Origin of the sequence: Methylobacterium hispanicum (genome assembly GCF_022179285.1) — a bacterium.
GTDB classification, from domain to species: Bacteria; Pseudomonadota; Alphaproteobacteria; order Rhizobiales; family Beijerinckiaceae; genus Methylobacterium; species Methylobacterium hispanicum.
This window is the reverse complement of sequence record NZ_BPQO01000039.1, coordinates 18,260-29,312: the sequence shown is the minus strand read 5'-3', so window position 1 is coordinate 29,312 and position 11,053 is coordinate 18,260. Positions and strand designations below refer to the sequence as shown.

The following is an 11,053-nucleotide window of genomic DNA, read 5'->3' as shown; positions in this document are numbered from 1 at the left end:
GCTTATAGAGGTAAACATCGGGTCGCGCACCTGAAAGAGGCGGTGCCCACAGGCGGGTGCTTTCGCGCCGGCCGCGCCTCCGGCCCCCGGGCCGGTACCGTTCGAGGGCCGTCCTCACGATCGGGTGTTCCGGGCAGGGACTGATCTGCGGCGACGCTTGCGTTCGGCACGCGGCCAAGCCACCTGTGTCGCCGAAAGCCGTGCCTCGAACCTTTCAGAAGGTCGTTCAGGATCCCGCACCCGCGGGAAGCGCGGCCGCCGCACGCCGAGGAATTCCGACGCCATGACGAAGCCGACCCATCTCCTGCGCGCCAGCGCCCTCGCGCTCGCCCTCGCGATGCCGGGGCTCGCCTCGGCCCAGGCCCCGGCATCCAAGGCGTCCGAGGCCAAGGCGCCTGAGGCCAAGGCGTCCGAGGCGAAGGCGGCGGAGACGCCGGCCCCAGCGCCGATCGCGCCCGACACGGTGGTGGCCAAGGTCAACGGCCAGCCGATCACCGGCGGCGACCTCGCCGTCGCCTCGGACGACCCGGCGCTCTCGCTGCCCGGCGTGGACGAGGCGCAGAAGCAGGGGCTGCTGGTCGACTACCTCGTGGACCTGAAGGTCGGCGCCCAGGCCGCCGAGGCCGCCAAGGTCGCCGACACGGCGGACTTCAAGCGCAAGCTCGCCTATTTCCGCGACAAGCTCCTGCTCGACGAGTACCTCGAGCGCGAGGCCAAGAAGGCCGCGACGCCCGAGGCGGCGCGCGCGGTCTACGACCAGAGCGTCAAGCTGATGAAGCCCGAGGAGGAGGTGCACGCCCGCCACATCCTCGTCGACAACGAGGCCGAGGCGAAGAAGATCGCCGCGCGGATCAAGGGCGGCGAGGATTTCGGCAAGGTCGCGGCCGAGGCCTCGAAGGATCCGGGCTCGAAGACGGAAGGGGGCGACCTCGGCTGGTTCACCAAGGAGCGCATGGTGAAGGAATTCGCCGACGCCGCCTTCAAGCTGCCGGTCGGCCAGGTCTCTGACCCGATCAAGACCCAGTTCGGCTGGCACGTCATCAAGGTCGAGGAGAAGCGCGTGAAGCCGCTGCCGACCTTCGACGAGTTGAAGGAGCAGATCGACCAGCACCTGATCCGCAAGGCGCAGCAGGACCTGATCCTGAAGCTGCGCCAGGACGCGAAGATCGAGCGGACCAGCGCGGCCCCGCCCTCGCCGAGCGAGGCGAAGCCCGAGGCCGCGGAGCCGAAGAAGCCGTAAGGGAGGAGCGAGGGCGGGGCCGCGCTCCCGGGTTCCCAGAAGCCACATCGTCGTCCCGGGGCCGCGCCAGCGGAACCCGGGATCCATGGACACCGGGCGCCTCGTCCTGCCGCTCCGGCATGCGTGGATCTCGGGTTCGCCAGCGGCGCCCCGGAAGCATGGAGAGACCGTCGGGAGACGGCGCGCCACGCTATCGGGCCGTCGCGGCCGTCGTGGCCCGCATGTCCTCCGCCACGCGGGAAAACCGCGCCCTGCGCCCCGCCTCCGGTTCCACGCGCCGCGTTTTGCCTCTAGCTAGGGGCCCCGGGCCGCGCCGGTGGGCGGGCGAGCGACAAGGATCGGCGGATTTGGATCTCTATCCTGCCACCTCCCACGCGGCGGGCGACCGGCTGGACCCCGTCGCGATCATCGACATCGGCTCGAACTCGGTCCGCCTCGTCGCCTACGATCGGCTCGGCCGCGCGCCGACCCCGATCTACAACGAGAAGGTCCTGTGCGGCCTGGGCCGCAACGTGCTCACCACCGGCCGGCTCAACGAGGAGGCGGTGCGGCGGGCGCTCTCCGCGCTCGCCCGCTTCCGGGTACTCTGCGACACGATGGGGGTGAGGCGCCTGCACGTGCTGGCCACAGCCGCCGCGCGCGACGCCGAGAACGGACCCGACTTCCTGGAGGCGGCGCGGAACGCCTGCGGCGCCGAGATCCAGCTCCTGTCCGGCCGGCGCGAGGCCGAGTTGTCGGCGCTCGGCGTGATCTCGGGCTTCAACGCGCCGGACGGCGTGGTTGGCGACCTCGGCGGCGGCTCGCTCGAACTCGTGGATGTGCGCGGGGCCGTGGTGGGGCAGGGGGTGACGATGCCGCTCGGCGGCCTCGCCCTGCAGGACCTCTCGGGCGGCTCGCTCAAGAAGGCGGCCAAGCTCGTGCGCGAGCACATGCGCAAGGCCGCCCCGCAGCTCGAGACGCTCAAGGGCCGGACCTTCTACGCGGTCGGCGGCACGTGGCGGGCGCTCGCCCGCCTGCACATGGCCGCGCGCCAGTACCCGCTCCACGTCATGCACGGCTACACGGTCGAGCCCTCGGACGAGCTGAGCTTCCTGCAGGTGGTCGAGCAGTCGGACGCCGCCCAGCTTCAGGACGTCGAGGCGATCTCGGAGGCGCGCCGACCGCTGCTCGCCTACGGCGCCGTCGTGCTGGAGGAGATCATCCGGGTCGGCCGCCCGCGCGAGATCGCGATCTCGGCCACCGGCGTGCGCGAGGGCCTGCTCTACGAGCAGCTCGACCGCGACGGGCGGGCCGCGGACGCGCTCCTGGCCGCGGCGGCCGAGCTGAACGCGCTGCGCGCCCGCTCGCCCGCCCACGCCGAGGACCTGATCGCCTGGACCGACCGCTTCGTGGAGAGCCTGGACGGACCCGAGACGCTCGACGAGCGCCGCCTGCGCCACGCCGCCTGCCTGCTCTCCGACCTCGCCTGGCGGGCCCATCCCGACTACCGGGGCGAGCAGAGCATCGCGCTGATCCAGAACGGCGCCTTCACGGGCATCGACCATCCGGGCCGGGCCTATCTGGCGCTGGCGGTCGCCCTGCGGCACGAGGGCGTGGCGCCCGAGAAGGCGAGCCCGGTCCTGCGGGCGCTCGCCGGCCCGCGCCTGTTCGAGCGGGCGCGGCTGCTGGGCGCCCTGCTGCGGGTGGCCTTCCCGATCTCGGCGGCGATGGGCGGGGTGCTCGAGCGGGCGCCGCTCACCGCGACGGACAGGACCGTGACCCTTCGCCTGCCCGCGTCGGCCAGGTCGCTCGGCAACGACCGGCTGCTCAACCGCGTGCGCGGCCTCGGCCGGCTGATCGGGCGGGACGGGAAGATCGAGATGGACGGGTAGCGGGCTCGGTGCGCGGAGGGTGCGGGGGCATCGTGCCGGCTCGGATCCGCGCTGAGTTCCTCGTCCGCGCGGCCCATCGCACACGACGACGCGCCGACATCCGCCACACCCTCCCCCGCAGGGGGAGGGCGGCGCGTTCAGCCGACCGAGCCCTGACCGGCGAGGCTGGCAGCCCGCACCGGACAGACCCCGCGCCCCATCCGGGATGGAGCGCTCGGCAAACGCCTCACTCCGCCTGCAGGCCCGCGCCGGTCTCCGCCGCGTCGCGCCCCGCATCGACCGCGCCGCCCTGCGCCTCGACCACCGCCGCCACCGTGACGTTGACGATGCCGCGCGCCGTCACGGACGGCGTGAGGATGTGGGCGGGCTTGGCCGGACCGATCAGCAGGGGCCCCACGGGAAGGGCGTCGGCCAGCACCTTGGCGAACTGGAAGGCGATGTTGGCCGCGTCCAAGTTCGGGAAGATCAGCACGTTGGCAGACCCCTTGAGGCGCGAGCCCGGCAGGACGCGGTCGCGGATCAACTCGGAGAGGGCCGAGTCGGCCTGCATCTCGCCGTCGACCTGAAGGGTCGGCGCCCGCTCCTGCAGCATCTCCAGGGCGCTGCGCATCTTCCGCGCCGAGGTCGAGTCGGACTGGCCGAAATCCGAGTGGCTGAGCAGCGCGATCTTCGGGGTCTGGCCGAAGCGGCTGACGTGGTTGGCGCAGGCCATCGCCATCTCGGCGATCTCCTCGGCGGCGGGGTCCGGCCGGACATGGGTGTCGGCCAGGAAGAAGGCGCCCTTCTTGGTGACGATGAGGCTCATCGCGGCGCATTGCGTGAGGCCGGGCTTCAGCCCGATCACGTCGCGGATGATGCGCAGGCGCGTCTCGAAACGGCCCTCCAGGCCGCAGATCAGCGCGTCGGCCTCGCCGCGGCGCACCGCGATCGCGCCGATCACCGTGGTGTTGGTGCGCACCAGCGTGCGGGCGGCCTCGGGCGTGATGCCGCGCCGGCCCGCGACCTCGAGGTAGGTCTGCACGTAGGCGCGGTAGCGCGGATCGTCCTCGGGATCGATCAGCTCGAAGTCGCGGCCCTCCTGCAGCGAGAGGCCGAAGCGCTTGAGCCGGGTCTCGACCACCCGCGGGCGCCCGACCAGGATCGGCTTGGCCACCCCGTCCTCGACGATGGCCTGCACCGCGCGCAGCACGCGCTCGTCCTCGCCCTCGGCGTAGATGACGCGCTTCGGAGCCTCCTTGGCCTTCGAGAAGAGCGGCTTCATGATGAAGCCGGAGCGGTGCACGAAGCGGTCGAGGGACTCGGCGTAGGCCTCGATGTCGGCCACGGGCCGCCCGGCCACGCCCGAATCCATCGCCGCCTTGGCGACGGCGGGGGCGATGCGCAGGATCAGGCGCGGATCGAACGGGCTCGGGATCAGCGAGCGGGGGCCGAAGGGCCGGGCCTCGCCGCCATAGGCGCGGGCGACGACGTCGGAGGGCGTCTCGCGAGCGAGCGCGGCGATCGCCTTCACGGCGGCGATCTTCATCTCCTCGTTGATCTTGTGGGCGCCCACATCGAGCGCGCCCCGGAAGATGTAGGGGAAGCAGAGGACGTTGTTGACCTGGTTCGGGAAGTCCGAGCGCCCGGTGCAGATCATCGCGTCGGGCCGCGCCTTCTCGGCGAGATCCGGCATGATCTCCGGGTAGGGGTTGGCGAGCGCCATGATCAGCGGCTTCTCGGCCATCTTCTTGAGGTACTCGGGCTTGAGCACCCCGCCCGCCGAGAGGCCGATGAAGACGTCGGCGCCGGGGATGACGTCGGCCAGCGTGCGGGCCTCGGTCTCCTTGGCGTAGATGTCCTTCCAGCGGTCCATCAGCTCGGTGCGGCCGGCATAGACCACGCCCTTGATGTCGGTCACCGTGATGTTCTCGACCCGGGCGCCGAGCGAGACCAGCAGGTTGAGGCAGGCAAGCGCCGCCGCGCCCGCGCCCGAGGTGACGATCTTGGCGTTCTCCAGGCTCTTGCCGGCGAGCTCCAGGGCGTTGAGCACCGCCGCCGCCACGATGATCGCGGTGCCGTGCTGGTCGTCGTGGAAGACCGGGATGTTCATCCGGGCCCGGCAGCGCTCCTCGACCTCGAAGCACTCGGGCGCCTTGATGTCCTCCAGGTTGATGCCGCCGAAGGTCGGCTCCAGCGCGCAGACGACGTCGACGAGCTTGTCGACGTCGAGCTGGTCGACCTCGATGTCGAACACGTCGATGCCGGCGAACTTCTTGAACAGGACCGCCTTGCCCTCCATCACGGGCTTGGAGGCGAGCGGACCGATATTGCCGAGGCCGAGCACGGCGGTGCCGTTCGACAGCACGGCGACGAGGTTCTGGCGGATCGTGAGGGTGGCGGCCTCCTGCGGGTCCTCGTGGATCGCCATGCAGGCGGCGGCCACGCCCGGCGAATAGGCCAGCGCGAGGTCGCGCTGGTTGCCGAGCGGCTTCGTCGCCTGGATCTCCAGCTTTCCGGGCTTGGGCAGGCGATGGTAGACGAGCGCCCCGGACTTCAGGTCCTCGGACATATTGTCGGCCATGGCCCTCTCTCCCGCTCGCTCTCAGCCCATGCGCGCACACCGCGGCGGCGCCCGTTGAAGGCCCTGTTGCACCGCCTGCGCAGTGGGCGCAACCCGAACAACGAGACACGAATCCACCTCGCGAAACTGGTTCGCCGGCACGGGTTCTCCATCGGCGCCTATTCCTACGGTCGGCCGAAGGTGCGCTTCCCCGAATCCGGCCGGCGCCTGACGATCGGCCGCTATTGTTCCATCGCCGACAAGGTCGAGATCCTGCTGGGCGGCGGGCACCGGCTCGACTGGGCGACGACCTATCCGTTCGCCGCGATGGAGGGACTGTTCCCCGACGCCGAGGCACCGGAGGATTACCACGTGGCCCGCGGCGACGTGACGATCGGGCACGACGTCTGGCTCGGCTCCGGCTGCCTGATCCTGCCGGGCGTCACGATCGGCCACGGGGCGGTGGTGGCCGCCCGGGCCGTGGTGACCCGCGACGTGCCGCCCTACGCGGTGGCCGCCGGCAACCCGGCCCGCGCGGTGCGCACCCGCTTCGAGGCCGACACCGTCGCGGCGCTGCTCGAGGCGGCCTGGTGGGACCTGCCGCACGCCACGGTGAGCCGGCTCGTGCCCCTCCTCAGCAGCGACCGCATCGACGACCTGCTGGCGGCGCTCGCCGTTGCGCGCCGGCCCTGAATCGCCTACCCGCGAGGCTCGGTTCTCAGCAGACGTACAGACCCATGTCCGAAACGCCCCCCGACCGCCTCGCCGCCAACCCGAACAGCCCGTACTACGACGAGAAGCTGCTGGAGCGCGGCGTCGGCGTGCGCTTCAAGGGCGTCGAGAAGACCAACGTCGAGGAGTACTGCGTCAGCGAGGGCTGGGTGCGGCTCTCGGCCGGCAAGACGCTCGACCGCGCCGGCAACCCGATGACGGTGAAGCTCAAGGGTCCGGTCGAGCCCTATTTTCGCGATGCGGCCTCCGAGGGGACCGCCGAGGCCTGAGCCGCAGCGCGCCTGAGCCCGCCCGCGTAGTCGCGGAGCGCCGCCGCGACCATCGCGGCGACCTGGGCCTCCGTCCGGGGCTCCCGCACCACGAGGCTCGCCAGCACCTCCGGATGCCCGCGCCGCTGCTTCGGCGTGCGGGCGTGGTTCGAGAGGCGCAGGCGCCAGGGGCCGTCGCCGTGCGCGAGGTAGAGGCTGTCGCCGCGCTCGTTGCGGGCGACCTCGCGGAAACCGTGCTCGGCGAGGAGGCGCGCCGCACGGGCGAGGGCGGCCAGCGGGGGCAGCGGAGCGGCGGGGGAGGGTGGTAGGGAGCAGCTCATACGATCATGTCCGACAGCTGTTCCGTCAGCGGCCGTTCATCGCCGACAGGAAGGTCTGAGGATCAAGCCGCGCGAGATCCAGCGGGTGCCCGGCCTGACCCGCCAGGAGCGCCATGAAGGCGAGTTGTGCACGTCCATTGCCGTCGCGGAAGGCGTGGACCGCGTTCAACTCGGCCAGAAGATGGGCCGCGCCAGCGATAAACCCTATCCGATCAAATCCGCGCAGGTTGCCGGCCTGCCGGAGACCACTGAAGATCCGCTTCAATTCGGCGTCGATATGCTCAGGGTAGCAGAAGACGCTGCCGCCCTTTCCGATGCGCACGGTGCGCGAACGGCCTGCCCAGGCATAGACGTCTTGGAAGATGTGCCGGTGGACGGCGCGAAAGTGGCGCTCGCCCCAGCGCCCGGCTGGCATCGGCTCAAGGAAGCGGTTGGCGGTCGCAACAGCCTCGAACCGGTCCAGCGCCACCTGATCGTTCAGGCCGGGACGGTTCCTGAGGACCGTCGAACCCGGATAGCAGTACGGATCGACGGCGACCGCATACATCCCGTCAGGTCGATCCGCGGCCGTACTTGTCCGCAATGGAAGACGCGCGCTGCTCCGGCGTGAGACCGCGGCGCTCCAGGGAGGCAAGGTCTCGCCGCATCTCGTCCGTGAGGTGAATGCCCTCGACGGCGCTGATCTTCTCGAACACGGCGAGGCCCAGCACGAGGCCGCTCTTCCGTTTGCCCGTTCCGGTCCGGACGGGCTTGGCATCGCGATCGTCACGCATGGTTCAATCCTATCGCGGGCTCGGCCGCATGTCAGCGCAAACCCTCGCGCCGCAACGCACTTCGCCCCCGCAGCGCCGCAAGCGCGCCCGCCGCCGCGCCGCCGTAGCGCTCCCAGCCGGCGCGGCGCAGGACGAGGAGGGAGAGCGCAGCCTTCAGGCCGTTCACGAGCAGCGTGCTCCGGCTCGGATCCGGCAGGCCGTACTTGCGGGCGACGTAGGCCCGCGACCACGCGATGTGCCAGCGGGCCCGAAAAACCCGGCCGGGCTCGGGCGCCGAGGAGCGCCCGCGGCCGTGCAGCGCCTCCGCCCCGTGGACGTGGACGAGCGCGCGGCCCGCATCGGCCATCCGGCGGCAGAGGTCGTCGTCCTCGTAGAACAGGAAGATCGCCTCGTCGAAGCCGCCGAGGTCGAGGAACAGGGCGCGCTCCACCATCAGGCAGGCACCCGACAGGAAGGGCGCGCAGGCATCGCCCTCCGGCGGGTCGCGGCGGCCCTGCGGGTTCTGCAGGTAGGGCGCCAGGAAGGACTGCGCCTGGAAGAAGAAGCGCCCGTCCGGCTCCACGATGCGCGGCGCGTAGAGCCCGGCATCCGGGTAGGCTTGCGCGCCCGCGCGAAGCGCCGCCACGGCGCCCGGCCGGAGGATCAGGTCGGGGTTGACGAAGAGGACACGGGCCGCGTCCGCCGCGCGGACGCCGATGTTGTTGGCCCGGCCGTAGCCCTCGTTGCGGGGGTTGCGGATGACGCGGGCGCCGAGCCGCTCGGCGAGATCGGCCGAGCCGTCGCGGCTGGCATTGTCCACCACGAGTGCCGGCACGCCCTCGGCGCGGAGCGCCGCGAGGCAGTCGGGCAGGGCGTGGGCGCTGTCGTGGGCGACGACGATGGCGACGAGGTCTTGCACAGGAACCACCGCGTCTCCCTCCCCCGCAGAGGGGGGAGGGTTGGCGTTGCGCCTACTTCTTCTCCGGCAGGTTCAGCCGGATGTGCAGCTCGCGCAGCTGCTTCGGCGTCGCCTCGGAGGGGGCGCTCATCATCAGGTCCTCGGCGCGCTGGTTCATCGGGAACAGCACCACCTCGCGGATGTTCGGCTCGTTGCAGAGCAGCATCACGATGCGGTCCACACCCGGCGCGATGCCGCCGTGCGGCGGGGCGCCGAGGCGCAGCGCGTTCAGCATGCCGCCGAACTTCGCCTCCAGCACATCCCGACCGTAGCCCGCGAGCCCGAAGGCCTTCTCCATGATCTCCGGCTTGTGGTTCCGGATCGCGCCGGACGACAGCTCGATGCCGTTGCAGACGATGTCGTACTGGAAGGCCTTGATGCCGAGGATCGTCTCCGCATCCGCCTCGCCGAGCTTCAGGAAGGCCTCGTGGTCGAAGTTCGGCATCGAGAACGGGTTGTGCGAGAAGTCGATCTTCTTCTCGTCCTCGTTCCACTCGAACATCGGGAAGTCGGTGATCCAGCAGAAGGCGTACTGGTCCTTGTCGCAGAGGCCGAGATCGTCGCCGATGCGGATGCGGGCCTTGCCGGCGAGCCCGGCCGCCTTCGCCTCGGGGCCGGCCGCGAAGAACACCGCGTCGCCGGCCTTGGCGCCGGCCTTCTCGGCGATGCGGGCCTGGATCTCGGCCGGGATGAACTTGGCGATGGGCCCGCGGCCGGTGAGCGTGCCGCCCTCGTCCTCGAACACGATGTAGCCGAGGCCGGGCGCGCCCTCGGAACGGGCCCAGTCGTTCAGCTTGTCGAAGAAGGAGCGGGGCTGGGTGGCCGCGCCGGTCGCCGGGATGGCGCGCACCACGCCGCCCGACGCGATCACGCCCTTGAACGCCTTGAACGCGACCGCCTCCTCGGCGAACTCGTCGGTGACGTCGGCGATGATCAGGGGGTTGCGCAGGTCCGGCTTGTCGACGCCGTACTTCAGCATGGCGTCCGCGTAGGTGATGCGCGGGAACACGTCGGTGACGCGACGCCCTTCCGCGAACTCCTCGAACACGCCGCGCAGGACCGGCTCGACGGACTGGAACACGTCCTCCTGCGTGACGAAGCTCATCTCGATGTCGAGCTGGTAGAACTCGCCCGGGGAGCGGTCGGCGCGCGCGTCCTCGTCGCGGAAGCAGGGCGCGATCTGGAAGTAGCGGTCGAAGCCCGCGATCATCGTGAGCTGCTTGAACTGCTGCGGGGCCTGCGGCAGCGCGTAGAACTTTCCGGGGTGCAGGCGCGACGGCACGAGGAAGTCGCGCGCGCCCTCCGGGCTCGACGCCGTGAGGATCGGCGTCTGAAATTCAAAAAAACCACCGTCGCGCATGCGGCGGCGGAGCGCGTCGATGATCGCGCCGCGCTTCATGATGTTGGCGTGCAGCTTCTCGCGGCGCAGATCGAGGAAGCGGTAGCGCAGCCGCGTCTCCTCCGGGTACTCGACGTCGCCGAAGACCGGCATCGGCAGCTCGGCGGCCGCGCCCAACACCTCGAGGTCGTCGATGTAGACCTCGACCGCGCCGGTCGGCAGCTCGGCGTTCTCAGTGCCTGCGGGGCGTGTGCGGACACGGCCGTCGATGCGGATGACCCACTCGGAGCGAACCGCTTCCGCCGCCTTGAAGGCCTTGGAATCGGAATCCACCACGCACTGCGTCAGGCCGTAATGGTCGCGCAGGTCGATGAACAGCACGCCGCCATGATCGCGCACGCGGTGGCACCAGCCGGAGAGGCGGACGGTGCCGCCGACGTCGGACGGGCGGAGCGCCCCGCAGGTGTGGGTACGGTAACGGTGCATGGCAGGCTCTCGGGAACGAGGCCGGCACCATTCACGGGAGGCTCACCAAGTCAAGCGCGCGCGGCGTTTCCGGGGCCCGAAGACTACCGGAATCGGCGGGCGATCCCCATATGATCTCCATGAACGCGCACGTGTTTTCCGATTTTTCGGCGGCCCGGCCCGAGGCCGCCGCGCCGGCCTCCCCGGCCTGGCATCTCCTGCCGCTCGATGGCCGGTTCGAGCTGGTCTACGAGGACGGGCAGGGGGTGTGGAGCCGCCGCACGGTCGCGGCGCGCGAGCTGAAGCTCGGGCCCGGCCGCACGCTGCTCGGCGGCATCGATCCAGGCCGCGGCGGCTACCGCGGGTTCCGGGTCGATCGCATCCGCCGCCTCACCGACACCGCGACGGGCGAGCGGCTGGAGGGCGGCATCCTCGACTGGCTGATGGCCCGCGCCGAGGCGCAGCGGCGGGAGCAGGCCAGGCACCACCGTCGGCGGACGCGCGAGCAGACCCGTGCCCGCCGCGAGGCCGCGCTGGAACGCCTCGCCTGAGCCTCCGTACTCCGCCG

11 protein-coding genes are annotated in these 11,053 nt (G+C 71.2%); 5 read left to right on the top strand and 6 right to left on the bottom strand.

The features are described 5' to 3' along the window. Positions 1–283: 283 nt before the first annotated feature. Together MFF56_RS28760 and ppx are read left to right on the top strand one after the other, a co-directional pair. Positions 284–1,240: a peptidylprolyl isomerase gene (locus MFF56_RS28760; RefSeq protein ID WP_066919508.1), complete on the top strand. Its 957-nt coding sequence runs from the start codon at positions 284–286 to the stop codon at positions 1,238–1,240. A gap of 347 nt (positions 1,241–1,587) precedes the next feature. Beyond that, positions 1,588–3,111, top strand: a complete 1,524-nt coding sequence (gene ppx / locus MFF56_RS28755; RefSeq protein WP_238231906.1) for an exopolyphosphatase — start codon at positions 1,588–1,590, stop codon at positions 3,109–3,111. A gap of 226 nt (positions 3,112–3,337) precedes the next feature. Here ppx and MFF56_RS28750 read toward each other — a convergent pair whose 3' ends face one another. Next, the gene (locus MFF56_RS28750; RefSeq protein WP_238231904.1) at positions 3,338–5,671 is read right to left on the bottom strand and encodes an NADP-dependent malic enzyme; all 2,334 of its coding nucleotides are present in this window, start codon (positions 5,669–5,671) and stop codon (positions 3,338–3,340) included. A gap of 66 nt (positions 5,672–5,737) precedes the next feature. Here MFF56_RS28750 and MFF56_RS28745 point away from each other — a divergent pair, with 66 nt between their 5' ends. After that, complete coding sequence (locus MFF56_RS28745) at positions 5,738–6,343, top strand: CatB-related O-acetyltransferase (RefSeq protein WP_066925561.1); 606 nt, start codon at positions 5,738–5,740, stop codon at positions 6,341–6,343. Between the two features lie 44 nt (positions 6,344–6,387). After that, positions 6,388–6,651: a DUF3297 family protein gene (locus tag MFF56_RS28740; RefSeq protein WP_066925564.1), complete on the top strand. Its 264-nt coding sequence runs from the start codon at positions 6,388–6,390 to the stop codon at positions 6,649–6,651. Here MFF56_RS28740 and MFF56_RS28735 read toward each other — a convergent pair. The 5 genes from MFF56_RS28735 to aspS are packed head-to-tail and all read right to left on the bottom strand — an operon-like array spanning position 6,609 to position 10,506. Further along, positions 6,609–6,971, bottom strand: coding sequence for a hypothetical protein (locus tag MFF56_RS28735; protein WP_238231900.1), 363 nt, complete (start codon positions 6,969–6,971; stop codon positions 6,609–6,611). The two genes, MFF56_RS28740 and MFF56_RS28735, sit on opposite strands and share 43 nt — an antisense overlap. A gap of 25 nt (positions 6,972–6,996) precedes the next feature. Continuing rightward, complete coding sequence (locus MFF56_RS28730) at positions 6,997–7,518, bottom strand: Fic/DOC family protein (RefSeq protein ID WP_066924038.1); 522 nt, start codon at positions 7,516–7,518, stop codon at positions 6,997–6,999. A gap of 4 nt (positions 7,519–7,522) precedes the next feature. Beyond that, positions 7,523–7,744: a hypothetical protein gene (locus tag MFF56_RS28725; protein ID WP_066924041.1), complete on the bottom strand. Its 222-nt coding sequence runs from the start codon at positions 7,742–7,744 to the stop codon at positions 7,523–7,525. 31 nt (positions 7,745–7,775) lie between these two features. Next, the gene (locus tag MFF56_RS28720) at positions 7,776–8,642 is read right to left on the bottom strand and encodes a glycosyltransferase family 2 protein (RefSeq protein WP_156453830.1); all 867 of its coding nucleotides are present in this window, start codon (positions 8,640–8,642) and stop codon (positions 7,776–7,778) included. Between the two features lie 52 nt (positions 8,643–8,694). Beyond that, on the bottom strand, positions 8,695–10,506 hold the full coding sequence (gene aspS, locus MFF56_RS28715; RefSeq protein ID WP_066924045.1) for an aspartate--tRNA ligase: 1,812 nt from the start codon (positions 10,504–10,506) through the stop codon (positions 8,695–8,697). Between the two features lie 119 nt (positions 10,507–10,625). Between aspS and MFF56_RS28710 the strand changes: the two genes are divergently transcribed. Continuing rightward, a complete protein-coding gene (locus MFF56_RS28710; RefSeq protein ID WP_066924101.1) occupies positions 10,626–11,036 on the top strand; it encodes a hypothetical protein in 411 nt (136 codons plus the stop codon). Positions 11,037–11,053 lie beyond the last annotated feature (17 nt).

Coding starts and splice junctions, on each gene's coding strand:
- MFF56_RS28760 (WP_066919508.1), top strand. CDS start 284: ATGACGAAGCCGACCCATCTCCTGCGCGCCAGCGCCCTCGCGCTCGCC.
- MFF56_RS28750 (WP_238231904.1), bottom strand. CDS start 5,671: ATGGCCGACAATATGTCCGAGGACCTGAAGTCCGGGGCGCTCGTCTAC.
- MFF56_RS28740 (WP_066925564.1), top strand. CDS start 6,388: ATGTCCGAAACGCCCCCCGACCGCCTCGCCGCCAACCCGAACAGCCCG.
- MFF56_RS28735 (WP_238231900.1), bottom strand. CDS start 6,971: ATGAGCTGCTCCCTACCACCCTCCCCCGCCGCTCCGCTGCCCCCGCTG.
- MFF56_RS28730 (WP_066924038.1), bottom strand. CDS start 7,518: ATGTATGCGGTCGCCGTCGATCCGTACTGCTATCCGGGTTCGACGGTC.
- MFF56_RS28725 (WP_066924041.1), bottom strand. CDS start 7,744: ATGCGTGACGATCGCGATGCCAAGCCCGTCCGGACCGGAACGGGCAAA.
- aspS (WP_066924045.1), bottom strand. CDS start 10,506: ATGCACCGTTACCGTACCCACACCTGCGGGGCGCTCCGCCCGTCCGAC.
- MFF56_RS28710 (WP_066924101.1), top strand. CDS start 10,626: ATGAACGCGCACGTGTTTTCCGATTTTTCGGCGGCCCGGCCCGAGGCC.